This window comes from Flavihumibacter sp. UBA7668 (assembly GCF_002483205.1).
GTDB lineage: Bacteria > Bacteroidota > Bacteroidia > Chitinophagales > Chitinophagaceae > Flavihumibacter.
Map to the genome: position 1 here is coordinate 222,101 of NZ_DLHM01000005.1, position 25,428 is coordinate 247,528.

A 25,428-nucleotide genomic window follows, 5' to 3' on the forward strand; every position below is an offset into this window, starting at 1 on the left:
GGGCTACCGGAATCTCTTTTAAAAAGAGGATTCCGGTAGTTTTAAGATAAATTGAAATGCGATCAGGAGGATACAGGATTATTATTAAAGGGGGATTGTTGGTTTTGTTTATAAATCTTCCAGGCACTCTTTTTGCAAGTAACGGACCAGGGTATTTTATGAATGATACCATTCCTTCAGCAGGAAAAGAAAGCAGGCCATTAAATGGTTCCGAAGTAAAAAAAGAAACAACGAAACCACTGGTTCCGGAAATAAAAAAAGTACCGATTGCCCGTAAGCAATTAAAACCAGGAATCATAACACCGGCAATCAGATTAAAGCCAATTAAGGTAATAAAGCCAAAACTGGTTAAACCAGCTATTAAACTTTGACAGGATTATACCTGCTCTGACGAATTAATCAAAACTACCCGTATGAAACAATTTCTTTTAATTGCAGCTGTCCTTTTTTCCATGGAACTGTTTGCTCAGGAAGATAGTATTTCAACCTTTGAGGAAAGCCCACATTCTACTCTTACCTTTGCGGCACTTTATCATAACAATGCCAGCTACTACGGACAAACCGCAGAAGAAAAAATGCCCTTTGCAGCTGCCTATCTGGGTTTGCGCTTTCCTTCCGGAATCTATATGTCTGCACTGGCCTACCGCCTGTTGAATCAGCCGGGGAAACTAATTTCGGCCTCCTCATTTGGTATAGGCTGGGAATTTCCGTTATATAAAAAACTGGTATTGGATCTGAGCTATAATCATTCATTTTTTTCAGAAAATTCAGGATTTGTACAGGCTGCCAATTCAGACATCGCAAGTGCCGGATTATCTTATAAACACTGGTTAACAACAACCATTACCGCTGATTTTGCATTTGGTCAGGAGAATGATGTGTTTGGTACAATTTCCAATTCAAAAAAGTTTGAACTTGGCACATTGTTTACAAAAAAAGAAACCTGGACGCTTACTCCGTCCGTTGACATAACAGCAGGCACCCAGCGGTTCTATCAGTCCTATATAACAGAAAAGATTGTTCGTGACAGTTTATTGGGGCTACCCTTGCCAACATCCAGATCTGAATCTGATACTGCCACTGTGTCTGCAAGGGAAATTAATCTACTTTCTTATAATTTGAGAGTGCCTCTTGCTTATAGCAGGTCGCACTATCTGATTGAGTTGGCATATCAACTTAGTGTATTGAGCGATAAGGTTCATACAACTGACCGGCGCCCCCGCTCATTTTTGAATCTCAGTTTTTATTACCAGTTTTAATTCAATTAAAATGCAGGTACTGATTGTTGAAGACGAACGCCTCTTGTCTGCCGAGATGGCAGCGTTTTTGAAAAAATCATTTTATACGTGCACACCGGTTTATTCTGCAAAAGAAGCTTTGCAGCAATTGGTGGACAATGAATTTGATTTTGTTTTACTTGATCTGGGACTTCCGGATAAAGATGGATTAACTGTCCTTCATGAATCCAAAAAGCATCATCCTGAAACTGCGTATATTATTTTAACCGCCAGAGGAGAAGTGGAAGATCGCATTAAGGGGCTTGATCTTGGCGCCGATGATTATTTACCTAAGCCGTTTAGTCTTCTGGAATTATTATCAAGAATGCAGGCCATTACACGTAGAAAAAGTGGTTTGGCAGATTCCCAGATTGAACTTGGAGCATTTCTGATTGATCTTAAAAACCGCTCCATTCTGGCTGGCAATGTTTCGGTAGAGCTGTCAAAAAAAGAATTTGATCTGTTAAGTTATCTGATATTGCATAAAAACAGGCCATTAACCAGAACACAATTAAGTGAACGGATATGGGGGGCTATTTCAGATGATGATTATGACTCCAATTATATTGATGTTCATATTAAAAATATCAGAAAAAAATTAGGCCTTTGGGCAGAAACAGACTGGCTTGAAACTGTAAGAGGGGTTGGTTATAAAATCAGACTTCAATCGTGAAACTACAAACTAAAATCACCCTTTTAATAACACTGTCAAAAGGCGCAGTTGTGCTGCTCTTTGTTTTTTTGTTGCCATTGCTGGTAGATCGAATTGCATTTGATTACACAAATTATTATTTGAGGCAGCAAAAACAAAAAGTTCTGAGAACTATCGATAAAAACGGATTGGATTTATATTTTCAGGGAGATTCAACATACGGCAGTTATACCATGTTGCTGGAAGAATATGTTTCCCTTGAAATTACCGATACGGTTTCAACACTTGATACTATCCTTACTTCCCGCAGGATAATTGAATCTGATACATTAAACTATAGAGTGCTTATGTATGGTTTTACTGTAGCTGATCAACCTGTATTGCTTGAAATCGGAAAAACTTCTGCGTCAATTGAGCAATATAATCGCCCATTGCAAAAGCTGGCATTTTATGTTTTGGGGAGCCTGATGATTGTAACGATGTTACTGGATCTTTTGGTAATAAAACGTGTCATCCGCCCATTAAATAATATCATCAGACATCGTCTCATTAATAGAAAATTTCCATTTGGAAAAATCAACCCGCCTCAAATTTATTCCACATCTGATTTTACTTATCTCGATGCCTCCCTGGTTACACTGATGCAGCAGGTTTACGAAGCATTTGAAAAGGAAAGAGAGTTTGCCGGAAATGCCTCCCATGAACTGATGACTCCCATAAGTATAATGCAGAGTAAACTGGAGAACCTGATGCTGGATGAGTCGGTGTCAGATGAGCAGTTGGGAAAACTGGCTGAAATGCTGCAATCGGTTACTCGATTGAAGAAAATTGTGCAGGCACTAATGCTTATTGCCCGTGTGGAGAATGAACAGTTTGAGCGAAATGATTCCGTTAACATTTCTGAATTATTAGAAGAAGTTCGAAGCGAATTAGAGCACAGGCTGGAAGAAAAAGAAATTCAGCTTTTGCTGCAATTGGAAGTTGACTGGCAAATAAGTAAGGTAAACAGAGATCTTTTGTTTCAATTATTCTTTAACCTGATTAACAATGCTATTAAATACAACCGGTTTAGAGGGAATATAACTGTCAGCAACTTTATAGGTGAAAATGGCAGGAGAAGAATTCGCATTGCTGATACCGGTGTTGGCATTCCTGAGGAAGAATTACCCTACCTGTTTGAACGGTTCAGGAAGAGCAGAGCCAGATCGCAGGATGGAAATGGCCTGGGTTTATCAATTGTCCGGACAATTGCCAATTATCATGGATTTGAGCTTAAAATTTCCTCCCCGAACCGAGAAGGCACTATTATTGATGTACTTATCCGGTAAGATTTTTTATCTGTACTCTGGGGAAAAAGAGGGCGTGATGTTCGCATCACGCCCAGCTTTTTTAAACTCAAACTAAAAAACCGACTAAACCATATTAAAACCTGATTGAATAACCCAGATTAATGGCGTAATCAGCAAATGCAGCATCACCATGGCGGTAAGTTCCGCTAGTTATGGTCGCTTCTTTATCTGTTACGCTACGGGTACGGTTTCTTTCCATTGCTACCGGTACCGTTAGGAAAAACAGGGATTTTTTCTGCTGAAATACAAGGCCGGGTTCCACTGAAACCACATATCCTGGTCTGCGGAAATACTTGCTGCCACCCAGAATATCTTTAACGGGAATTCCTTCAATTCTGCCGCCGATGCTGCCAGACAAACCTTTCAACGTACCAATAAAGTTGTATTGAAATCCGATCCGTGCCATATATTGGTCTGCCACACTCATAATGGATTCATTTGCCAGAACCGCACTTAATGTTTCCCGATAAGTACGCGTGCCATTTTGTTCACGCGGATTGGAGAGGTAGAAGAAATTTCCATAAAGTCCGGCCAGCGGTGAGAAATTATAGAAACTGTTCAGTTCAACAGCTATTCCTGTTCCGCCATCTCCCAGCTGTATGGACTGATCAACCGGCCGTAGTTCTCCATCTCCGTTGGGCCCAACATTTTCGAAAAAGTCTTCATACCCATAATCGCCCGTAGGGAGTTTCAATCCCGCCCCCAATTGAAAATTTCCTTTGCTATGTTTAGACGGATCAATCATCCAGCGATAGGCCATTATGCGCATATCGCCAATTCCAAAAGAGCGGGTATTATGTCGTTCGGTTCTGCCATGTTCGTATAAGGATGACCGCTTGTTCATTCCAATCGGCAACCCAACCTGTAAAGACCATCTGCTGTTTAATTGTTTTGAAACGGAGAGGTCGAGCAGGTGTTGCCAGTTGATTACTTCTGTTTTTTGTTTCAGACGTTCTTTCTGCTCTTCTTGTCCTTTAAAATGGCGAAAGGATTTGAAATAGCGATATCCCATATTGAATTGCCAGGAACCTGCTTCAATTTGTTGTCCGCTTGCATTGCAACTGGAACCGCCTCCGCGGATGGCAACGCAGCCCTGAGAGCGGGCCTGGAGTGTGAATGCTAATAAGGTAACAGATGCGAATAGAATCTTTTTCATTTCAGTTTGTTTGGTTGTTATTTATTTTTTCATAGTCAGACGGGACACAATTAATTCTCCCACTCTTTTACCGGATTCAATTCCTAAATCGTTATCAAACCGGAAATGAATGCCACCGTATAAGCGGCTCATGGCAGCTTCCTGAGATGCCTGACGAAAGGATTTGATTTCGCGGTTGGCAATCCCGAATTCAAGAAGTGAAGTATCGGTAAAGGAGAGGTTATCGCCAAAAACACTTGTCATGGTTTCAGCAGCAGCAGAAGATGCAGTAGCATGTCCGCTTGGAAAAGAAGGAAATGGAGGTGTTTGTATATATGGCCTCCATTCAGGATCCACCAATTGATTGATGACTGTTTCCGGACGGATATAATTGTACATGAATTTTCCTTCCCAGCAGCTGATAAAGCCATCGAAGAGGGCAATGGCTGTTTTCGTGTAACCGGTAACGGTAGTATTAAAATCGGCACCTGCTTTTTTTGCAGCGATACCAACAATATTCATCCAATGTCCGGGTGGCGAAAACCTTTTGGTAGCGAACATAACGTGGCCGGTTACATTCATCTTAAAAGGGTTATCGTCCCAGAAATCAGCAATGTGTTTTTGTTCGTCGGTCAGGCTGTCTCCAATATTTTTAACCTCCATCATTGCTTTGTAGAACTCGCTGTTTTTATTGGAGGGATCAAATTTTGGAGGAAGTAAAGCGCGACAAATAGAGGCACTATCCAATACCAGCGTACGAATCTCCATCCAGTGTGGCTCCACCGCCTGGGCATACATGGGCGGCGTAGGAACATATCGTCCGGGTTCTTCATTCACTGTATAGCGGGTAGCACTGCGGGTTTCCGGATAATTGTCTTTTTTCGCCCAGGCGAGAATGGTGGCGACAATGGTGTCGGAATATGCCATGCTGCCTGAAATACGGTTGGAAGGCATGCCCACACTGTCTGCCATATTCAACAGTTCACCATAATAATTCATCATACTTCCTTCCGGAAAAGTAACTGCATTGCCCACTTTTGTAAAAGCCAGTAAAGCAGCCAGTGGAAAATCAATGGTGCTGGTATCTTCCGGTGCCGGCATGGTAGGGAGATGCCGGATCTGACCGGATAAACTCTGATAATGTTCCGGATCTCCTGCTGCAACAATTTCATAAGCCGCAATGGTAGCATACGCATAATTACGACTCGCCACCATGGGAGGGAAATTGTTTTCCAATACTACATCGTTGAGTTTTTTTACTGTTTTACAAAATAAAATAGGATCATGAATGGTGCTGGCATAATCCGTTTTTGATTTACAGGAACAGAAAAGTACGATACCTGCAATCAGACCTGTGAAGCCTTTTTTCATTTGTTTTTTTCTGCTATTAATCATGGAAGTTGAAATCATATGTTCAATCGTTGTTTTAATTGGAGCCGTCTGCCTGGCCTTTTTTTACTGCAAAACTTCCTATGGCATCTCCGCATGCTGTACCTGCTTCTGAATCAAACCGATAATGAATGCCACCATAAATTCTTGATTCCGCCGCTTCGAGTGACATCGCTCTGTAACTGGCTGCATTGTCCGGAAAAATATATCCAAGAACTGTTGCCGCAGCTGCTGAGAAGGTTGAATGTCCGGATGTATAAGACGGGAAATTGGGAAGCCCGATAGTTTTAATTGAGGGGTCCACCTGCGATGGACGAGGATACCAATAATAGGTTTTGGCATCCCAGCAACTGATTCCGGCATCAAAAATAGCCATATTCATGAGAGCAAGTGTGCGTGCCGTTCTGAGCTCACTGAAATTGTTTTTTACAATTGCTTCGCAGGCAATTTCGTTCCAGTGACCGGGAGGGGTATACGTGCTGGCACCATCCCCCCAAAGCTGGGCAATCCGCCATACTTCACCGGATTTAACCTCGCTCATTTTTTTCACTTCTGCAAGGGCAGTTTTAAATTCTGCTGAACCAATGGCGGGTGGTGGAGGCGGACGAAGGGAATCGCGCTGCGCTGTGGTAATCAGGAATTGTTTTACGTTTCCAAAGAGGGGTAACATTCCTGGTCTGACAGGAAGCTCCAGGCTTTTCCAGGGCATGGTTATACCTCTTGCAACTGCTGCATCTTCCAGTTCTTTCCACACTGTGGGATTGCCACCCGACTGGCCCATCCCGTCTGTCCGATAGCGGGCTAATACTTTTGCTACCACCTGTGCCGCAATTGATTCACCGGCTGCAATATCAGAGGGTGATGCCAATCCGGATACCAGTTTTGCTCTTTTCTGTTCATCACTTTCTTTTTTCAGAAAAACAGTATCGTTGGGGAACATCACTTTTAACAACAGATAAGCAACATCAGCTACCACCGCATCTTCGGAAGGGTAAGATGGAAGTCCATCCTGCAATGGCTCGAGTGATTGAATGGATGGGGAATTGGCAGCAGGTGCCATCCGGTTATGAGTGAATTTGTAATGCCAGGTGGTTACCATCGCATCATACATGGCTACCTGGAGATAAGCATAGGCACGACTGGCATAGGGTGGATTGGCAAACGGAAATTTTGGATAAGCGCCCGGGTTCTGGGCATTGGGGGCGGGATAGGTTCCATCGGGGTTTGCTTCAGGCGGAATATTGTAAATCGCCACCAGTTTTCGCGCAGTTTCATTCCATTTTATTATGCCGCTGTTTTTCCATTTGGCAATGGCTTTTTTGTCGGATGCGCTTAGGTTTTGTTGAAGTGCTTCAATTTCTTCAAGCTCATCCTGATAAGCGGAGCTTCCTGTTGCTTCAGGTGCAGGGATCGTTATATCTAGAGGAGAACTTAATAAAATCGGTTTCCAGTTTCCTCCGTTTTGTTCCAGAGAGGAGGGCTCGAAATCGGGTAGGGATCGCTGTGAAATATCTTTGGAGCAGGCGGCCAGTGCGAATAGGGCAAGTAGTCCCAATGAGGCGGCCAGCTTAAAATTATTATTGGTCATTTTTCTTTTTTTGGAAGGGTTTGAACACGTATTGCAATCCGGCCATCCATCCGAAGGATTTGCCCATATTGCGGCCGGCAATGGTTTGATCGGCCATGGCATGGATGGCTAATCCTTTGATTCCCGGAATCCATAGCAGACCGGTGATTGCTACTGATTCACGGTTCATTCGATTGCCCGGATAAGGCATATCGTTGCGCCGGATATCGGTTCCGCTGGTGGCCAGCATCCAGTTGTATTGAATGCCGAGGCGCACGCGTTTATTGTCAAATCCTGCACGAATACTGGCATCCCAAACATCGGGAACCGCCATTTTATTACTGTAAAACTGATCGCCGGTATAATAGGTTTCACGATCCACTTTGATTTTACTTTTGGCTGTATAACCAGTTTGAATGGTGCCAAACCAACCTTTGTCGAATTTGTAGTGGCCGATTATTCTTGCCTGCGCAGTTGTGGCGCCCAATCCAATTGAATAAGGAAGAAAATCTGGAATATAATCTGAAACGGGAGTGGAAAAACCGACTGTTCCAAATGTAGAAAGCGTTCCTTTCCCGATTTTGGTTTTACTGAGTTGAACTTTTGCTTCGATCTGCAGGTCCTGCCAGCCTTTCAGGTGGGCCATATAACCTGCATCGGAACTGTTGGAAATATGTGGTACGGTAGCAAATAGGCTGATCCGATCGGTTAATCCGTAACCGAGCATCGGCATAAATTGTTTGGAACTGAATTTTCCTATGTTGAGGTTTTCACGAAGGCGTTTGCCTTCCCAATAGTCGGTCCAGCTCATTTCTCCATAAGCAGCTACGAGACATAATTCACCTTTGCTCATGGTGAAGCCGTCAAAAGCAGTTTGTGCAGTAGTTCGGGTGCCTGTTAGCAGAAGGGCAGCCAGCACTACCGTACTCCATTGAATACGTTTAGTCATTTTGGTTATGATTGCAGTGAGGTGGTGGAAAACGATTGGATCGATCGCATTCCGTTGAATAAAATAAGAGAGTTAAACCGTCACCACTGCATCCGGGGGTTGCTCCTGCGGAGATTTAGAAAACTTACAATCTTTCAATAGAAAGAGATTGTAAGAGGCTGACAGGGTACTGAACGCCGGTTCGAAGCCTATGACTTCTTCGAACAGGGTAAAGTCCGAGATCGTATTTTTTAAGGCCAGTACAGGTTTTACCGGCGCTTGTTTGCCATCTGGGTTACTATGCTGAAGATCGTTCACAAGTTGGAAAAAAAGATCCCTTGCATTGGTAAGATTGGTGGCCAGTGCATTGGGGATACAGCGCATTTCGAGCGAATCATTATAAATCCGGCGCTCCACATATTGATAGGTGATTCCCTGAACAGATACGGTTCCATTGGTGCGTTCGAAAATAGGGGAGTTGGTGTAGTAGGGAAGTTCGTCAATCGGAACTTTGATCGTAATGAGTTCCTTTTCCTCATATCCCATCGCATCCAGCTGTTGGTTGAGTGTTTGATGGGACTGCTTCTCAAGTATTGAAAAAACCGCCCGATAGCCCACTACATTGTAGAGGAGCATACTCATAAAAAGTATGGCAGCTAGTTTTTTCACCCCTGTAATATAGGAAAATTTTAGAATTCCAACTCCACCCGACCGGTGGCACCCGACCGGTGCCACCGGGCGGGTGGAGAATACTAACGGGTGTTCGTAATGTGAGGCGGGCTTTGTACCTTTGGCAATCAATTGAAAATGCTGGAATTATGGGAACTAGTCAGGATAGCAAGGTGAGGATCGTTACAGCGGCGGCATTATTTGACGGACATGATGCGGCCATCAATATAATGCGTCGGATTCTGCAGGCGAAAGGAGCGGAGATCATTCACCTCGGACATAACCGGTCTGTGCATGAAATTGTGGAAGCAGCAATTGAGGAGGATGTGCAGGGTATCGCAATAACCAGTTATCAGGGCGGACATGTGGAATTTTTCAAATACATGAAAGATCTGCTTGATCAGAATGAATGCAGTCATATCAAAATTTTTGGTGGTGGTGGCGGAACAATTTTGCCGGAAGAGATCCGGGAATTGCATCAATATGGAATCACGCGGATTTATTCACCGGATGATGGCCGCCAAATGGGCCTGGAAGGAATGATCGAGGAAGTGATCCGGCAATGCAGTTTTTCCCTGAATGGAGCAGTGTATAAAAAGCCAATGGGTTTGGGTGAAGTGAAGGATGTGAGGGCAATAGCAAGGAAGATAACACTAGCGGAGGAAAGGGAGACAAAGGAGAAAAAGAAGACAAAGGTGGAAAAGGGGCGAAGGGGACCGGTGGTTGGGATTACAGGAACCGGTGGGGCGGGAAAATCATCGGTAACGGATGAACTGGTACGGCGGTTTTTAACGAGGTATACAGACAAAACAATTGCAGTTATTTCGGTGGATCCATCCAAGAAAAAAACCGGAGGTGCCTTGTTGGGAGACCGAATCCGGATGAATAGCATTTCATCGCCAAGAGCCTATATGCGCTCACTCGCAACCCGGGATGATAATGTTGCGTTGAGTGCATCTGTACAGGACGCCATCGAAATTTGCCAGGATGCCGGCTATGATCTGATCGTTCTGGAAAGCGCGGGAGTAGGACAATCCGATGCGTCGATTCTGGATTATTGCGATGTCAGTTTGTATGTGATGACACCCGAATATGGAGCAGCTTCGCAATTGGAAAAAATAAATATGCTCGATTTTGCGGATCTGATCGCCATCAACAAATTTGATAAAAATGGCGCATTGGATGCCTTGCATGATGTACGCAAACAATACAAAAGAAATCATCAGTTATTCAGTGCGAAAGATGAAGAAATTCCGGTAGTTGGCACCATAGCAGCGCAATTCAATGATGCCGGGGTGAATGAGTTGTTTGAAAAGCTGATGCATGTCGTGGAGAAAAAAACAGCTAAAAATTTTGGTGCAGCAGAAACGTTTGTGCATCAACGCAATACGGTAGTTCAATCCATGGTGATACCACCAAAAAGGGTGCGCTACCTGGCCGAAATTGCAGACTCAAACCGGGCTTATAATAAATGGGTTACAGAACAATGCCGGATAGCAAGTAAGTTATATCAGTTGAACGGTGTTCTGCAGGAAAAGGGTATGGAAGGATTGACGGAGTTACAGGAAATGAAAGCACGCTATGAAAAAATGCTGGATATACATTGTCGGGAATTACTGGAGAATTGGCGGGGACTTGTAGATAAATACAATAAAGATTTTTTTGAATATCAGGTGCGGGATAAAATAATTCGTCAGCCATTAACGAGTTTATCATTGAGTGGAACGAAGGTGAAAAAAGTGGTATTGCCGAAATACCAGGACTGGGGGGATATTTTACGCTGGCAATTGCAGGAGAATTTACCGGGCGAATTTCCTTATACAGCAGGCGTGTTTGAATTGAAACGGCAGGGAGAGGACCCGACCCGCATGTTTGCGGGAGAGGGTGGTCCGGAGCGCACGAATAAACGCTTTCATTATGTATCTGCAGAGCAACCAGCCAAACGCTTGTCGACGGCTTTTGATTCGGTTACCCTTTACGGTGAGGATCCCGCAGTACGTCCGGATATATATGGGAAAGTTGGTAATAGCGGAGTGAGCATCGCCACAGTGGATGATGCAAAAAAATTATACAGTGGTTTTGATTTGTGTGATCCGCGTACATCGGTAAGTATGACCATTAATGGTCCCGCGCCGATTGTATTGGCATTTTTTATGAATGCGGCAATTGACCAGACAGTAGAAAAATGGATTGCAGCAAATGGTGGTGCGGAAAAATGGATTAAGCCTGTATTGGAAAAAAAATACGCGCATTTGCAGAAGCCGATATATTATAATCCTTCATCGCCGGAGCGGTTGCCGGATGGGAATAACGGGCTGGGACTGGCTTTGCTGGGATTGAGTGCGGATGAAGTGGTGCCGATTGATGTGTATAATCAGCTGCGTGCAGAGGCATTGAGTCAGGTTCGGGGCACGGTGCAGGCCGATATTCTCAAAGAGGATCAGGCACAGAATACCTGTATTTTTTCAACCGAGTTTGCATTGAAACTGATGGGGGATGTGCAGGAATATTTTATTAAACAGAAGGTTCGGAATTTTTATAGTGTAAGCATCAGTGGTTATCATATCGCGGAAGCAGGAGCAAATCCGATTACACAGTTAGCGTTTACGCTGGCGAATGGCTTCACCTATGTGGAATATTATTTAAGCAGGGGCATGGAGATTGATGATTTTGCGCCGAATCTTTCCTTCTTTTTCAGTAATGGGATGGATCCGGAATACAGTGTGATTGGCCGGGTAGCCCGTCGGATCTGGGCTAAAGCTATGAAGGAAAAATACAGGGGCAATGAACGGAGTCAGAAATTAAAATATCATATCCAGACATCGGGCCGGTCCTTGCATGCGCAGGAGATTGATTTCAATGATATCCGAACCACCTTACAGGCATTATATGCGATTTATGATAACTGTAATTCCCTTCATACGAATGCATATGATGAGGCGATTACAACTCCAACCGAAGAGAGCGTGCGGCGTGCCATGGCGATTCAATTGATTATTAACCGCGAACTGGGATCGGCTAAAACGGAGAATTTTATTCAGGGATCCTTTTTGATTGAAGAGATGACGGATCTGGTAGAGGAAGCGGTGTTGGCGGAATTCGACCGCATTTCAGAGCGGGGTGGTGTGCTGGGCGCGATGGAACGGATGTACCAGCGGAATAAAATTCAGGAAGAGAGTTTGCAGTACGAAATGTTGAAACATACGGGAGAGTTGCCGATAGTTGGTGTCAATAGTTTTCTTAATAAGAAAGGATCCCCTACAGTGATTCCCGGTGAAGTGATTCGGAGTACCAGGGAGGAGAAGGAACAGCAGATTCAGCAATTGCAGGCGTTCTGGAAACGGAATGAAGGAAAATCGGAGATTGCTTTGAAGCGATTGAAGGAGGTGGCGGTTGCCAATGGTAATCTCTTTGAAGAACTTATGGAAACTGTCAAATACTGTTCACTCGGACAAATTACCCATGCTTTATACGAAGTTGGTGGTCAGTATCGCAGGAATATGTAGTTTAGGTGTCAGATACATGTTAGAACACCATTCCAACACCTGTCTGACACTTTATGAGAAAATACCTGCTACTGGCGCTGGCCCTGGGAACATTCACCAGCCAGGCACAAACGAAAAAGAAAGCAACCAAGAATGCCGCTGTAACAGTTAATAGCCAAAATCCATCTTTGGAAGAACGGTTTCGTTCTCTGAAATTCCGCAATATCGGACCCTTCAGGGGCGGACGATCGGTGGCAACTACCGGTGTACCGGGAAATGATCAGCACTATTATATGGGCACTACCGGAGGCGGACTCTGGAAAACAACCGATGCCGGCATCACCTGGAAAAACTGCTCGGATGGATTTTTCGGTACCGGATCGGTAGGAGCCGTAGCCGTCGCAGAATCGGATATCAATGTAGTCTATGTTGGAATGGGTGAACATGCACCAAGAGGCGTCATGACTTCCTATGGAGATGGAATCTACAAAAGTACAGATGCCGGTGCCACCTGGAAAAAAATCGGATTGCCGGATAGCCGGCAAATTGCAGCCATCCGAATACACCCGAAAAATCCCGACCTGGTTTATGTGGCAGTGCAGGGTGCGTTAAACGGTCCGTCTGAAGAGCGCGGAATTTATAGGAGCACAGATGGCGGTGCCAACTGGAAAAAAATCCTATACATTAATAGCAGTACCGGCTGTTCCGATTTAAGTATGGATTATACCAATCCAAGAATACTATATGCCGCCATGTGGGAACACCATCGCCTCCCATGGGAAGTAAAAAGCGGCGGACCCGGCAGCGGATTATACAAATCAACCGATGGCGGTTTAACCTGGAATAAACTCGAACAGGGAATCCCAAAGGAATTGGGTAAGATGGCAATCGAAGTTTCGCGCAGCAATCCGAATAAAGTGTATGCACTGATTGAAAGCGATACCCATAAAGAACAGGGCGGTTTATTTGTTTCAGCTGATGGTGGCGCTACTTTTAACCGTGTCAGTAAGGATCACCGGCTGACCACTCGTGCCTGGTATTATATCGAACTGGCCGTAAATCCGCAAAATGAGAATGAAGTGCATTCTCTGGGTGCTGAATGGATTAAGAGTATTGATGGCGGAAAAACCTGGTCTAATCTTTCCACCGCTCATGGAGATTACCATCAATTGTGGATCAATCCCGCTAACCCAAATAACCTGGTGATGGCAGATGATGGGGGTGCTTCAATCAGTTTTAACGGCGGACAAAGTTTTAGTTCGCTCGATAATCAGCCAACAGCACAATTGTACCGGATAAATGTGGACAATCAATTTCCTTATCGCATTTATGCCGGACAGCAGGATAATACCTCTCTTGTTATTGAAAGCAGGAATTTATGGGGTAGTTCAATTGGAGAACGCAACTGGTTTTACTCGGCCGGGGGCGAAAGTGCATTTCTGGCATTTGATCCGGATAAACCAACTTATGTAATGGGAGGCAGTTACCAGGGTACCATTGAATTATTGAATCAGGAAATAAAAGAAGGAAAAGGAGTGATGGTTGTGCCATTGCAGTATCAGAGTATCATGCCGAAACAGATGCGGTATCGTTTTAACTGGAACGCGCCGATCGTTTGGTCAAAGGCGGATGGCGGAAGTTTTTACCATGCAGGAAACCGGTTGTTCAAGACCGCTAATCTGGGTAAAACCTGGACCGTACTATCGCCTGATCTGACGCGGAATGATTCCAGCAAAATGGGACAGAGTGGCATTCCCTATACCAATGAAGGAGCAGGTGGAGAAAATTATGGAACGATCTCTTATGTGAGTTGTTCAACAGATGGCAAAATCATCTGGACAGGCAGTGATGATGGCATGGTTTACCTGACCCGGGATGGCGGCGCGAATTGGAAAAATGTTACCCCGGCGGGAATGCCGGAATGTCTGGTGAACAGTATTGAAGTGTCTGCACATGATCCGGCTACGGTTTATATCGCCTGCACCAGGTATAAAGTAAATGATCTTTCTCCGATTTTGTATCGCAGTACAGATTATGGTACTACCTGGAAACGAATTGATGCAGGTATTCCGGTTGGTTCTTTTACAAGGGTTGTTCGGGAAGATCCCAAACAAAAAGGCCTATTGTTTGCAGGCACGGAAACCGGACTCTATATTTCCTGGACGAATGGCGATGCCTGGTCGAAATTGCAGTTGGGCTTACCCGTTACACCGATTACAGATTTAAAAATTCATCAGGATAATCTGATTGCAGCTACCATGGGCCGCTCTTTCTGGATTTTGGATGACCTGTTTATGGTGCGAAACAGTGCGGCTTTGGCAGATACTGCTGATGCGAAATTGTTTGGAATGGATCGGGTATTTCGGGTTGGTGGCGGAAGCGCCTTGAATGCGGTGGGTAGCACAGACGGAGCTGGACCAATGACTCCTGTGCGCGAAGGAACGAACGCAGCAACCGGTGCTGTTTTTTATTATCAGTTACCGGCTGTGGCAGATTCCGTTATGGTGGAGTTGGTGATTAAGGATGCAAAAGGAAAATTAATCCGTTCCTATTCAAGCGTAGCTGATTCAACATTTGTAGAGTTTCCAGGCGGGCCATCACCTGATCCTGTATTGCCGAAGAAAGCGGGATTGAATCGATTTGTATGGAATTTACGGCATGAAAGCTATCCGGGTGTTCCGACTGCCTACATTGAAGGAAGCTGGGATGGGCATCGGGTTGCACCGGGAAATTATACAGCGGAGTTAAAGCTGGGTGATACGGTGCTGAAACATAGGATTGAAGTAGTGGCAGATCCGCGTATTGCTGCAGGCAAAGCTGATTATGAGGAACAGGATGAATGGCTGACGAAGGTGGAAGATGATTTGAACGATTTGCATCGTTCTGTTTTATATATGCGAACAGCAAAGAAACAGGTGGCAGATCTGATTGCATTGGTTGGCGATAAAGCTGCCTATGGCGAAGTGAAAAAACAGTCGGTAGCATTGCAGGATCGCATGAATGCATGGGAAGAAGCACTGGTTCAAAACCGATCCCAGAGTTATGATGATATCATTAATTTTGTAAATAAACTCAGCGCAGATTATTTTTTTCTGAAAGGCGAAATGGATGGCTTGATTCCTTTTGTAACAGATGGACAAAAAGAACAGTATCAAACCCTGCATGCCACCTGGATGCCATTGAAAAAAGAATATGATGCGATAACCGGCAGCGGAATTACCGCGTTGAATGAAACCTGTAAACGAATGGGGATTGAGCGGATCATGATGCCCCTACAATAGTTATTGATGGAAAAAAAGAAACCTGAAATCGATATTGTGAATGAGATTTTGGAGGAATGCATACTGGCGTATCCGATCTCTTCTTTTGTGATCAGTTTGTACAAGCAATATTTGCAGCGGGGCAGTTTGAGTAAAAAACAATTGCAGGGATTATATGGGAAGGCTTCGAAGATTGAAGGTTTATCTCCTGGAAAACTGGCAACGCTGGAAGCCCTAATTGCACGGATGCCAACACGGCTGAAATCTGCCTTGCCGGTGGCGGAGCCGCAGCCCGAATTTGAACTTGATCCGGAAGCCGGTCGACTGATAGAGGCGATTCTTGCGCGGTATCCGGAACATAAACGGGTCTTGTTTCTTCAGGGAAAGTATTTACGCAAGGAGGTTTTATTGCCTGCAGATATGGCTGATCTGAAACGCTTTGCCAAGGTGCTGGGGGTTTAGGTGTCAGACAGGTGTTAGAACGTTGTTAGAGAGGTGTCAGATAGATGTTAGAACTGTGTAAGATGAAAAGGAAGAATTCCTGTTTAAAGGAAAGGAAGCTTCGAATGGCTTGGAGTATGGTGGTTCTTAAAATAGTGTGGTCCAGCTCTGCTTATTAATAATATTTCTGTTTTGAGTTAAACATCCGGTAATCTAGATCCAGTAGTTCAATCGCCAAATTTTTATTGCAGATCCCGGGAAGATGTGGATTCAGGTATTCTCTGAAGGAGGAGAATGTCCAGTCTTCCGGATAGGTGACGAGATTGGATTCCACTGGGTTTTTATGGATATAATGAAACGTATTGATCGCCTGAACGGTTGATTGGTATTCAATCGGTTTGGACTTTGCTTTTTGTTGAAAGAGATTGCCACAGATGCCGTGTTCTGAGTTGAAAGCCTTGGTGTAGGTGCTTTGCATCAGACGAACTCCTTCACTAAGATTGGAAATTGCAAGAATTCTTCCATCAATCAGTTCCGCAGAGTGTTGATTAGCATGGATAAGCAGATGGTAATGATTGGGCATCAGCGCATAACTCAGTATATCGCAATGCGGCTGGATATAAAGGATTATTTTACCCAGAAAGAAATTGTAATTGCGTTCGGAATGAAACAGTCGTTGTTTCTGATTGCCACGATTATAAATGTGGTATAGGTTGTCTTGAATGATATTCATGTTTCAAAACTAGGCGACAGCCTTATCGTAGTCAAGCGCTGAATCACCTGAATTGCTACGGTGTTTTCACAGGTGTCAGATACCTGTCTAACTGGTGTCTGACACGTATTTCCACTATGTTCTAACACTGTCCTAACACCTGTCTGACGACTGTTCTAACTAGTGTCTGACGTCTTATCTTCGCAGCATGAAAATAACATTGGAAAACGAGCAGATACGTGCGGTAATTGAAACAATCGGCGCGGAATTGCAGGAGTTGAAAAACCTCGCAAACGGGATTTCCTACCTCTGGAACGGAGATCCCGCCTATTGGGGGAAATTCTCGCCCATCCTGTTCCCAATCGTAGGAACCCTGAAAGAAAATACCTACAATTATAAAAATCATCGGTACTCGCTTCCCCGTCATGGTTTCGCAAGAGAAAGAAATTTTGAATGCATCCAGCAAACCGCAGATAGCGCCAGCTTCCTCCTCACCGATGATGCGTCCACTAAAGAAGTATTCCCATTCGATTTCCAGTTGGTAATCCGATACTCCCTGCTCAACAACCTGCTTTCCTGCGCCTATATGGTTACCAATCCCGGCACAGAAGACCTTTATTTTTCCATCGGAGCACATCCCGCATTTGCGGTACCGGTCGGATTTTCCCAGGAAGCTCCCCATTATGAAGATTATTTCCTCCAATTCAATCAGTCTTCCAGCCTGCAACGCTACAAACTCGATAAAGGATTAATCGGAACGGAAACAGCTGATATTCCCCTGGAAAATCACCGGCTTCCCCTCGAAAAAAGCCTGTTTGAGGAAGATGCCATCGTGCTGAAAAATCTTCCCGATACTTCCATCAGTCTTCGGTCCTCTAAACATTCACACGGACTCGATTTCGGTTTTCAGGATTTCCCCTTTTTCGGCATCTGGGCCGCTCCCGGTGCACCCTTTGTTTGCCTCGAACCCTGGTGCGGAATCGCAGACTCCATCAAGCATAATCAACAGCTCCAAGAAAAAGAAGGCATTAACCAACTTCAACCCGGAGCCGTATTCGAACGAAACTGGACCGTGAAAGTTTATTGATTATCACCTTTTCAAACCCGTAACTTTTTCAATCACCAGATCCCAACCCGGACCAGATCCAACCTTAAACTCCTGCGCAAAATTTCCCTGATTAATTCCCAGGGAAAAATTCAATAAACTATTAGCATAGGCCACCGGCTTACCCACAGGTACAACCGAAAACGTGTTTCCAAATAATACTGTATCCCGATAAACCTGCTGCCCCTCTTTTCGAACAGTTACCAACAACGGATCGCCATATCGGACACCAAAATCCTGCACCAGTTGAAGCGGAATATTCGTCCAGATATTTCCATATTGAGGATCCAGTACCGGAATATTCCCGCGTAACAGTTTGCCTTCGCGCCGGGCTGCCTGAAATGGAATTTTAACCACCGTTTCAGCAGGCACTAATGGACCGATAGCAGCAAAACTAATCCGCCCTGCTGCCAACCGTGCAGCCGTATACGCATATAAATCCCGACCATGAAATGTATAGGAAGCAGAAGATCCGGGAAGCCGGTTTCGTTCTTCCTCCAACAAACGCACTTCATCCATGCCGATTTCTAATGCCAGCAGGGTAAGGGTTCCATTATCAGGAGTCACAATGAATTGTCCGGTTTTCAGTTTCGCAATCACCGAACGCCGGGCTGATCCCACCCCTGGATCCACCACCGATACAAATACAGTACCTGCCGGCCAATACGGCACCGTTTGCCGAAGCCGATAAGCCGCCTGCCAGATATCATAGGGCGGGATTTCATGGCTTAAATCATACTGCGCCAGAAGGGGCGATACCCCGTATGCGACCCCTTTCATCGCAGCAACAGCCCCGTCCTTTACACCAAAATCAGTTTGATATACCAATACCGGTTTTTGTCCAAACACAGATAAACTGTCCTGCCAGCAGAAGAGAAAGATAAGTATGAAACGTACCATGGGTGAGTATTATGCCCGATAAAGTTAGTAGAAAGCTGGCCCCATTTGCACTATCTTTACGGTTCATCGAAATGTGTTTTACAAGTGAAGTTTAATGAATTGAATCTTGATCCGGGACTGATGGAAGGAATTGAAGCATCCGGATATATTACCCTTACGCCTGTTCAGGAACAGGTTATGCCATCCATTTTAGAAGGAAGAGACCTGATTGCCTCGGCACAAACCGGCACCGGCAAAACTGCCGCTTTCCTTTTACCGATACTCAGCAAATTAATTGAACATCGCCACCCCGGACATACCAGTGGCGTGATCATCGTCCCAACCCGCGAACTGGCTGTGCAGATCGCTCAACATGTAGAGGGACTTTCCTATTTCACTCCCATCAGCTCAATTGCCATTTATGGCGGTGGAGATGGTGGTGCGTTTGTTCAGGAAAAACAGGCGCTCCGAAACGGAGTAGACCTCGTAATCTGTACACCAGGAAAACTCATCGCTCACCTCAATATGGGTTATGTGGATTTTAGTGAAGTTCAATTTCTCGTATTGGATGAAGCAGACAGGATGCTTGATATGGGATTTAATGATGATATCATGCGCATTATCCGTCACCTTCCCGATAAACGGCAAAGCCTTCTTTTCTCCGCTACCATGCCCGAGAAAATCAGAAGCCTCGCAAAGAAAATTCTGAAACAACCGGTTGAAGTTAATATCGCCATTTCACGTCCGCCAGAAAAAATAGTGCAACGTGCCTATGTGGTTTATGAACCGCAAAAAAATCCTTTGATCCAGCATATTATCCGTGAAACACCCCACCGAAGTCTGGTTATTTTCTGTTCACGAAAACATACGGTAAAGGAACTGACCCAAACCCTTAAACGTGCAAAATTTACAGTAGCTGAAATTCACTCCGATCTCGAACAAACAGAGCGGGAAGATATCCTGATGGGTTTTAAAAGTGGCCGGATTCCCGTTATCGTAGCTACCGATGTACTGAGCCGTGGAATCGATATTGATACAATTGATGTGGTTGTCAATTATGATGTACCACATGATGGCGAAGATTATGTTCACCGGATCGGAAGAACCGCCCGGGCAGAAAAAGACGGTAAAGCATTTACCCTGGTAAGCGAGCAGGAAATGGGACGTTTCGGTCGGATTGAACAACTGATCGGGAACGAAGTTCCAAAACTCGAAGTGCCGGCAGAATTGGGAGCCGGACCGGAATACCACCCCGGAAAGAGAGGGGGAAAGAGGGAGAAATGGGGGAAGAAGGGGAACGGAGAAGGGAGAAAGGAGAGAGGAGAAGGGAGAAATGGAAGAGGAGAAGGGAGAAAGGAGAGGGGAGAAAGGAAAGGAGAGAGGGGAGAAGGGAGGAAGGAAAATGGGGCAGCGCAGCCTACTGGCGAAATGAGACCGAAATTGAAAATTGAAAAAAAATCGGATAGTCCCGGACCGGTTGAATAAGTCCAGGAAACAACCGGTTTAAAAATCGCATAAAGATGAAGTTGAATCTCTTGAAAGCAGGCAGCCTTTTGCTGCTTTTCTTTTTTATATTGGCAGCCTGCAGTACAAATCCCTATAAGACAACCAATAAGGCGCATAAAAAGAAAGTAAAACTTCTTACAAAACAACTGCGGCAGTATCCCCCGGTTCATTCCCTGTCAACGGCGCCTTATTGGGTTGGTACTACCAATTTCAGTATGCGCAAACCCAATTTTGTGATCATCCATCACACTGCGCAAAACAGTTGTGATCAGACCCTTCGAACGTTCACCATTCCGAGAACCCAGGTGAGTTCCCATTATGTCATCTGCAAGGACGGAACCATTCATCATATGCTGAATGATTACCTGCGGGCACATCATGCCGGGGTCGGAAGTTGGGGTTATGATACGGATCTGAATTCTTCCAGTATCGGTATTGAACTCGATAATAACGGATTTGAATACTTCGATGATCGTCAGATAAACAGTCTGCTGAATTTGCTGGATACGCTCAAAAAACGGCATACCATCCCGCAGGGAAATATTATCGGCCACGGTGATATCGCACCCACCAGAAAAAATGACCCCAATTGGAGATTTCCCTGGAAGGATCTGGCAGACAGAGGATTCGGGAAATGGTTTGCAGATACAACCGGTGTGGAACCGCCACCCTACTTTGATAAACTAATGGCGCTTCGCCTGGTGGGATTTAATACCAGCGATTCAATTGCTGCACGGCAATCATTCAAACGTCACTGGCTGCAGGATACTACGGCCGGATGGACACCCGAAGCGGAAAAAATCCTTTACCAGTTAAGCCGATGAATTATCCTGCATCTATGAACTAAGGCGTTTGGAAAGTGCTACCAGGTGTTCTTCTTCCGCAACTATACGGGTTGGTTTTCCATCAATTTTGCTCCATTTTACCAGGCGGATAAATCCCTCGGCTATTTCAAGTCCGGTTATGGTGCCATCATCAAAACAACAGCAGCCTGCATTGAAATAACTGGGACGCATCGTGTGGTAACGATGGTTTACATAATCGTATTCTCGTTTTCTTCGGGGAATTTCAGCACTGACTTTTTTGATTTTTTCCTGATCATTTTCCTGATTGGCAAGATCCAATTGCAGATACAAGCGTTCCAGATGGGTAAGCGAATTAAAAACCGGCTGATGGGTATGTCCGGTTATCAATACCATGTCCTTTTGCGCTGCACTCCATTCATACATGTACTGGTTATGCAATGTTTTAAGATCGGCATTGGAAGAGGGTGAATTGGTATTGATTTCCAGCAGGGCCTGCAACGGTCCCCAAACATAACTTACAAACCATTTGGAGAAAGCATTGCCATCGCTTTGTGCATCACCCTGATGTCCATGAGTGCAAAAAAAATCAAGATGACCATAGGGTAATTCTGCCCGTAACACGGCACCGGCATAGGCTTTCAGCGGCTTGCCATAAACTGATTTCAAAAAACTTGGTGCAAGCGGATCATTGCCCCAATACAAATCATGGTTGCCATAAATTTTTACAAACGCATTTCTTGTTACAAACTCGGTTTCTTTTTCAAAATTGATCTTATTGTATTTGATAACATTCGGAAGGATATTTTCCCATAATTCTTCACTGTCGCCCAGATTGATATAGTAGAATTTTCGCTGCTGGTAATACTCAAGAGCGGCCAGATAATTGGGTTCACAAATGCCAAAATCATCCGCGCCATCCCGGGTGCCTTTATGCAGGTCGGTAAAAATAATTACAGGATGTTCATCCGGACGAAATGCAATCAATGGTCCCTTTTTTCCTGGTTCGGTGATGATCGTTCTGTAAAGTTGCGACAGGGCCTCATTTACCTTTTCCTGTTTGGGTGCAGCACTGAATTTTGCCACTACCCATAAGACGGGTTTTTTCAACAGGAACTGTAATACAAGCTGAATGAATTCAAGAAAGGCTAACCCGATTTTTCGCATATGGAAAGGTACAAACTGACACGCATAGTTGAAATGGGTTCTTACCTTGCAGTAAAATACTGTATGGATTTTGGAAGGGTTGCATTAGATCAACTGGACAAAATAGATTTTTCTCTTGTGCCTGATCCGCCTCTTACGGAACAGGTGCTGGGAGGAGCGCGATTTGCCGGAGCAAAATTGTTCCTGGGTGCTACCCGTTGGACGGTTCCCGAATGGAGCGGAACACTCTATCCGCGTAAAGCAAAAGCAGCTGATTTTTTGACTTCCTATTCCAGGCAGTTTAATACAGTGGAATTGAATGCTACCCATTATAAACTATATGGCCGGGATGAATTGCTGAAATGGGTAAACCAGGTGGATACAGTTTCTGATTCGGTTAACCATAGCGGTGAATTTGTTTTTTGTCCCAAGTTATTTCAGGGCATCAGTCACCGTGGTGCTTTAAAAGGAAAAGAGGAGCTGGTTCGTTCGTTTGTTGAAAGTGTTCAGGTTTTGGATGAAGGTGTAAAGACCCGATTAGGTCCGGTTTTTATTCAGTTATCGGATCAGTTTTCTCCAGCACGGCAGGTGGAGTTATTGGAGTTTTTGGCATCCCTTCCTGTTGGTATTCAATGGATGCTTGAACTGCGGCATGCAGCCTGGTTTGAACAATCGCAACGGATGGCAGATTTTTATCGAACCCTGTCTGACTTAAAAATTGGACTCGTGATAACGGATGTTGCAGGCCGTCGGGATGTTTGTTCCATGCTGGTGACTGTTCCCCGGGTATTGATTCGCTTTGTGGGCAACCAGGGACATCCCACAGATTTCACCCGGATCGATGCCTGGGCCAACCGATTGCAGCAATGGTATCAATCCGGCTTGGAATCGGCCTGTTTCTTTCTTCATTTGGGGAAGGAAGAACTGGTGCCTTCATTTGGTATTTATGTGGGCAGGATATTCAAAGAACAAACCGGCATTGATACAGCAATTCCGGTGCTGGAGGAGGAACCGACACAGGGCAAACTCTTTTGAAGTTGGAAGTGGGAGGTTGGAAGTGGGAGGTTGGAGGTTGGAAGTTGGAAGTTGGAAGTTGGAAGTTGGAAGTGGAGGGTTGGAAGTGGAGGGAAAGGATGCAACGGAGGAAAATTCGTCGGGTGAAAATTTTAGCGGCAAATTGCTAACCTCGAGGATTCAATAATTCACCTTGTTCACCTCCTTCACCTCTTTCACCTCCTTCACCTCCTTCACCTTTCACCTCTCACTTTTCACCTTCTACTTCACCTCCCTCAGTTCTTCCCAGCAGGTAGTATACCGCGGACTCATTTTTTCCTGTTTCATTTTCCAGGTAGGCTGGATGCCGGTGGATGCAAAATGTATGGTATCCGAGCCCTGGCTGAAATTGATATTGTCCAGGGCTTCCATCAATTTTCGTTTGGAAGCCTGCTGTACAAGATTTATTTCTTCCATAGGAAAGAATAGATTTTCCTGAAGACTGGATTGCGGTACCAGTCCGGATAATTGAACGCCTGCCTTCAGGTATTTTCTTTTTCCCTGATAGAGCGCGTCAACAATTGGCAGAGCATATTGGATTAGCTCATTCGTGCCTGAACTGGGCTTTGGTAAGCGAATGGAACTACTGAATTTTTTGGGATGATAAGTAAACCTGTTTTCATCTGCAGCAACAATATAAATTTCCATTTCAGTTGCGGCACTATTTTGTCGGCGAAGTTTTTCAGCTGCCCTTGCCAGATAGGTTGCCACTGCTTCCCGTAGATCCTGTAATTCGTGCACTGGACGCCCGAACATTCTGGAACTTCCAATCATTTTCTTTTGTTCCAACGGATCTTTAAAATCTATACAGGCCTGTCCGTTTAATTCACGGTGCAATCGTACACCCACAACCCCTCCCAGGTTTTTCTGTACCCAGGGTTCCGGAAGCTGGCTGAATGTGAAGGCATCCGTAATTCCAAGTTGGCGAAGTTTTTCCGCATACTGGTACCCAATACCCCAAACTTCACCTATTTCAGTTTCCCGCATTGCCTGTTCAATTTCAGTGGCTTCCCGAAGCACCAACACGCCTTTTGAAACCGTTTTATTTTTTTTCGATAAACGATTCGCCAGTTTGCTTAATACTTTGCTCGGCGCAACCCCAACCGAAACTTTGATGCCCGTCCATTTTTCAACTCTTTCTTTCAGCTCTGCTGCAAATTGATTTAGCTCCTTATGCGGAATTTTATCCAATTGAAGAAAGGCTTCATCAACGGAATATACTTCCACTTTTTTCTCGTCCAGCAGCTCTCTAAGCGTGTCCATTACCCGCATGCTGAGTTCGCCATAGAGCTGATAATTGGAAGAAAAAACCGCCACCTTCTTTTCTTCGATGAGTGATTTGCATTGAAAATAAGGAGCACCCATTTTTATTCCGGCCAATTTTGCTTCATCGCTTCGCGCGATGACACAACCATCATTGTTGCTCAAAACAACAACCGGACTGTTTTCCAGATCGGGCCGAAACAGCCGTTCACAGGAACAATAAAAGGAGTTACAATCAACCAGCCCAAACATGAATCTTTTGTTGAATTAACTGTTTATTTTCTTTCACCTTTCACCTTTCACCTTTCATCTCATGTATCACATACATGACCACCCCCCATATGGAAAACCCTTCATTGGAGGGATCAATATCAATGGGTGCAAGCAGCTTGGTTGCTGGAATCAACCGCAGTTTATTAAACTGTTTTTCATACCGGCGGATCAGCATTTCGCCATTTAAACTGGCAATTACAATATGGCCGTTTCCCGGTGTGATGGATCGGTCTACAATAACGAGATCTCCCTGGTGTATGCCCGCCCCAATCATGGAATCACTTTGAATGCGAAGGAAAAAAGTGGCCGGTTTATTACGGATCAAATACTCATTCAGGTCTAAGCCACGGGTGGCATAATCATCGGCTGCAGCACCAAACCCCGTTGCATTGGCATTTCTTACATTTTGCTGCTGAAATTCTTTGGTGCCTGTATAAGCAGCAGAAAAGGCATTTCCGATTTCCATAAAAAATAGTGTGGTTTATTTATTATTAAAGGTCGCAAAAAAAATTGGAATTACTAAATTAATTAGTATT

Annotated in this window: 21 protein-coding genes; 11 read left to right on the forward strand and 10 right to left on the reverse strand. The window is 44.7% G+C overall.

Features of this window, described 5'->3' with window-relative positions; translation table 11 throughout:
* The first annotated feature begins 56 nt into the window (after positions 1–56).
* Genes B2746_RS13065 through B2746_RS13080 form a run of 4 tightly spaced genes read left to right on the forward strand, consistent with a single transcriptional unit; the run spans position 57 to position 3,257 of the window.
* Positions 57–371: a hypothetical protein gene (locus B2746_RS13065; RefSeq protein ID WP_290794637.1), complete on the forward strand. Its 315-nt coding sequence runs from the start codon at positions 57–59 to the stop codon at positions 369–371.
* 42 nt (positions 372–413) lie between these two features.
* A complete protein-coding gene (locus tag B2746_RS13070) occupies positions 414–1,259 on the forward strand; it encodes a hypothetical protein (RefSeq protein ID WP_290794639.1) in 846 nt (281 codons plus the stop codon).
* A gap of 10 nt (positions 1,260–1,269) precedes the next feature.
* Positions 1,270–1,950 carry a response regulator transcription factor gene (locus tag B2746_RS13075; protein ID WP_290794642.1) on the forward strand — a complete coding sequence of 227 codons (681 nt, stop codon included), beginning with the start codon at positions 1,270–1,272 and terminating at the stop codon, positions 1,948–1,950.
* Positions 1,947–3,257, forward strand: a complete 1,311-nt coding sequence (locus B2746_RS13080; protein ID WP_290794645.1) for a sensor histidine kinase — start codon at positions 1,947–1,949, stop codon at positions 3,255–3,257. The genes B2746_RS13075 and B2746_RS13080 overlap by 4 nt, the downstream gene beginning before the upstream one ends.
* A gap of 94 nt (positions 3,258–3,351) precedes the next feature.
* Here B2746_RS13080 and B2746_RS13085 read toward each other — a convergent pair whose 3' ends face one another.
* The 5 genes from B2746_RS13085 to B2746_RS13105 all read right to left on the reverse strand — a co-directional run bounded on the left by B2746_RS13085 (position 3,352) and on the right by B2746_RS13105 (position 8,966).
* Entirely contained in the window at positions 3,352–4,434 is a 1,083-nt protein-coding gene (locus B2746_RS13085; protein WP_290794648.1) for a hypothetical protein, read from the reverse strand.
* A 21-nt stretch (positions 4,435–4,455) separates the two neighbouring features.
* The gene (locus tag B2746_RS13090; RefSeq protein ID WP_290794651.1) at positions 4,456–5,823 is read right to left on the reverse strand and encodes a vanadium-dependent haloperoxidase; all 1,368 of its coding nucleotides are present in this window, start codon (positions 5,821–5,823) and stop codon (positions 4,456–4,458) included.
* 16 nt (positions 5,824–5,839) lie between these two features.
* Positions 5,840–7,390, reverse strand: coding sequence for a phosphatase PAP2 family protein (locus B2746_RS13095; RefSeq protein ID WP_290794654.1), 1,551 nt, complete (start codon positions 7,388–7,390; stop codon positions 5,840–5,842).
* Positions 7,380–8,318 (reverse strand): hypothetical protein, encoded by a 939-nt coding sequence (locus B2746_RS13100; RefSeq protein ID WP_290794658.1) that lies wholly within the window; start codon positions 8,316–8,318, stop codon positions 7,380–7,382. Before B2746_RS13100 ends, B2746_RS13095 begins: the two co-directional genes overlap by 11 nt.
* A gap of 72 nt (positions 8,319–8,390) precedes the next feature.
* Positions 8,391–8,966: a hypothetical protein gene (locus tag B2746_RS13105; RefSeq protein WP_290794661.1), complete on the reverse strand. Its 576-nt coding sequence runs from the start codon at positions 8,964–8,966 to the stop codon at positions 8,391–8,393.
* 149 nt (positions 8,967–9,115) lie between these two features.
* Between B2746_RS13105 and B2746_RS13110 the strand changes: the two genes are divergently transcribed.
* Genes B2746_RS13110 through B2746_RS13120 form a run of 3 tightly spaced genes read left to right on the forward strand, consistent with a single transcriptional unit; the run spans position 9,116 to position 16,173 of the window.
* Positions 9,116–12,472 (forward strand): methylmalonyl-CoA mutase family protein, encoded by a 3,357-nt coding sequence (locus B2746_RS13110; protein WP_290794664.1) that lies wholly within the window; start codon positions 9,116–9,118, stop codon positions 12,470–12,472.
* Between the two features lie 53 nt (positions 12,473–12,525).
* Positions 12,526–15,732 carry a VPS10 domain-containing protein gene (locus B2746_RS13115; RefSeq protein ID WP_290794666.1) on the forward strand — a complete coding sequence of 1,069 codons (3,207 nt, stop codon included), beginning with the start codon at positions 12,526–12,528 and terminating at the stop codon, positions 15,730–15,732.
* A gap of 6 nt (positions 15,733–15,738) precedes the next feature.
* Complete coding sequence (locus B2746_RS13120) at positions 15,739–16,173, forward strand: hypothetical protein (protein ID WP_290794668.1); 435 nt, start codon at positions 15,739–15,741, stop codon at positions 16,171–16,173.
* 154 nt (positions 16,174–16,327) lie between these two features.
* Here the strand turns inward: B2746_RS13120 and B2746_RS13125 are convergent, their stop codons facing one another.
* Positions 16,328–16,885, reverse strand: a complete 558-nt coding sequence (locus B2746_RS13125) for a transposase (protein WP_290794671.1) — start codon at positions 16,883–16,885, stop codon at positions 16,328–16,330.
* Positions 16,886–17,072: 187 nt separating this feature from the next.
* Between B2746_RS13125 and B2746_RS13130 the strand changes: the two genes are divergently transcribed.
* A complete protein-coding gene (locus B2746_RS13130; protein ID WP_290794674.1) occupies positions 17,073–17,951 on the forward strand; it encodes an aldose 1-epimerase family protein in 879 nt (292 codons plus the stop codon).
* A gap of 3 nt (positions 17,952–17,954) precedes the next feature.
* Here B2746_RS13130 and B2746_RS13135 read toward each other — a convergent pair whose 3' ends face one another.
* Positions 17,955–18,869, reverse strand: coding sequence for an SAM hydrolase/SAM-dependent halogenase family protein (locus B2746_RS13135; RefSeq protein WP_290794677.1), 915 nt, complete (start codon positions 18,867–18,869; stop codon positions 17,955–17,957).
* 84 nt (positions 18,870–18,953) lie between these two features.
* On the opposite strand from B2746_RS13135, the gene B2746_RS13140 reads away from it, so the two are divergent.
* Both B2746_RS13140 and B2746_RS13145 read left to right on the forward strand, forming a co-directional pair.
* Positions 18,954–20,333, forward strand: a complete 1,380-nt coding sequence (locus tag B2746_RS13140) for a DEAD/DEAH box helicase (protein ID WP_290794680.1) — start codon at positions 18,954–18,956, stop codon at positions 20,331–20,333.
* A 35-nt stretch (positions 20,334–20,368) separates the two neighbouring features.
* Positions 20,369–21,178: an N-acetylmuramoyl-L-alanine amidase gene (locus B2746_RS13145; RefSeq protein WP_290794682.1), complete on the forward strand. Its 810-nt coding sequence runs from the start codon at positions 20,369–20,371 to the stop codon at positions 21,176–21,178.
* 12 nt (positions 21,179–21,190) lie between these two features.
* Here the strand turns inward: B2746_RS13145 and B2746_RS13150 are convergent, their stop codons facing one another.
* Positions 21,191–22,324, reverse strand: a complete 1,134-nt coding sequence (locus tag B2746_RS13150) for a metallophosphoesterase (protein ID WP_290794685.1) — start codon at positions 22,322–22,324, stop codon at positions 21,191–21,193.
* Here B2746_RS13150 and B2746_RS13155 point away from each other — a divergent pair, their 5' ends adjacent.
* Positions 22,325–23,338, forward strand: coding sequence for a DUF72 domain-containing protein (locus tag B2746_RS13155; RefSeq protein ID WP_290794688.1), 1,014 nt, complete (start codon positions 22,325–22,327; stop codon positions 23,336–23,338).
* Between the two features lie 240 nt (positions 23,339–23,578).
* Here B2746_RS13155 and B2746_RS13160 read toward each other — a convergent pair whose 3' ends face one another.
* Together B2746_RS13160 and B2746_RS13165 are read right to left on the reverse strand one after the other, a co-directional pair.
* Positions 23,579–24,871 carry a Y-family DNA polymerase gene (locus B2746_RS13160; protein WP_290794691.1) on the reverse strand — a complete coding sequence of 431 codons (1,293 nt, stop codon included), beginning with the start codon at positions 24,869–24,871 and terminating at the stop codon, positions 23,579–23,581.
* A 40-nt stretch (positions 24,872–24,911) separates the two neighbouring features.
* Positions 24,912–25,358 (reverse strand): LexA family protein, encoded by a 447-nt coding sequence (locus B2746_RS13165; RefSeq protein ID WP_290794694.1) that lies wholly within the window; start codon positions 25,356–25,358, stop codon positions 24,912–24,914.
* Positions 25,359–25,428: the final 70 nt, after the last annotated feature.

Excerpts from the sequence above, each read along its gene's own strand:
- B2746_RS13100 (WP_290794658.1), bottom strand. The coding sequence starts at position 8,318 with ATGACTAAACGTATTCAATGGAGTACGGTAGTGCTGGCTGCCCTTCTG.
- B2746_RS13150 (WP_290794685.1), bottom strand. The coding sequence starts at position 22,324 with ATGCGAAAAATCGGGTTAGCCTTTCTTGAATTCATTCAGCTTGTATTA.
- B2746_RS13135 (WP_290794677.1), bottom strand. The coding sequence starts at position 18,869 with ATGGTACGTTTCATACTTATCTTTCTCTTCTGCTGGCAGGACAGTTTA.
- B2746_RS13095 (WP_290794654.1), bottom strand. The coding sequence starts at position 7,390 with ATGACCAATAATAATTTTAAGCTGGCCGCCTCATTGGGACTACTTGCC.
- B2746_RS13090 (WP_290794651.1), bottom strand. The coding sequence starts at position 5,823 with ATGATTTCAACTTCCATGATTAATAGCAGAAAAAAACAAATGAAAAAA.
- B2746_RS13125 (WP_290794671.1), bottom strand. The coding sequence starts at position 16,885 with ATGAATATCATTCAAGACAACCTATACCACATTTATAATCGTGGCAAT.
- B2746_RS13075 (WP_290794642.1), top strand. The coding sequence starts at position 1,270 with ATGCAGGTACTGATTGTTGAAGACGAACGCCTCTTGTCTGCCGAGATG.
- B2746_RS13145 (WP_290794682.1), top strand. The coding sequence starts at position 20,369 with ATGAAGTTGAATCTCTTGAAAGCAGGCAGCCTTTTGCTGCTTTTCTTT.
- B2746_RS13065 (WP_290794637.1), top strand. The coding sequence starts at position 57 with ATGCGATCAGGAGGATACAGGATTATTATTAAAGGGGGATTGTTGGTT.
- B2746_RS13110 (WP_290794664.1), top strand. The coding sequence starts at position 9,116 with ATGGGAACTAGTCAGGATAGCAAGGTGAGGATCGTTACAGCGGCGGCA.
- B2746_RS13085 (WP_290794648.1), bottom strand. The coding sequence starts at position 4,434 with ATGAAAAAGATTCTATTCGCATCTGTTACCTTATTAGCATTCACACTC.
- B2746_RS13165 (WP_290794694.1), bottom strand. The coding sequence starts at position 25,358 with ATGGAAATCGGAAATGCCTTTTCTGCTGCTTATACAGGCACCAAAGAA.
- B2746_RS13120 (WP_290794668.1), top strand. The coding sequence starts at position 15,739 with ATGGAAAAAAAGAAACCTGAAATCGATATTGTGAATGAGATTTTGGAG.
- B2746_RS13070 (WP_290794639.1), top strand. The coding sequence starts at position 414 with ATGAAACAATTTCTTTTAATTGCAGCTGTCCTTTTTTCCATGGAACTG.
- B2746_RS13160 (WP_290794691.1), bottom strand. The coding sequence starts at position 24,871 with ATGTTTGGGCTGGTTGATTGTAACTCCTTTTATTGTTCCTGTGAACGG.
- B2746_RS13115 (WP_290794666.1), top strand. The coding sequence starts at position 12,526 with ATGAGAAAATACCTGCTACTGGCGCTGGCCCTGGGAACATTCACCAGC.
- B2746_RS13155 (WP_290794688.1), top strand. The coding sequence starts at position 22,325 with ATGGAAAGGTACAAACTGACACGCATAGTTGAAATGGGTTCTTACCTT.
- B2746_RS13130 (WP_290794674.1), top strand. The coding sequence starts at position 17,073 with ATGAAAATAACATTGGAAAACGAGCAGATACGTGCGGTAATTGAAACA.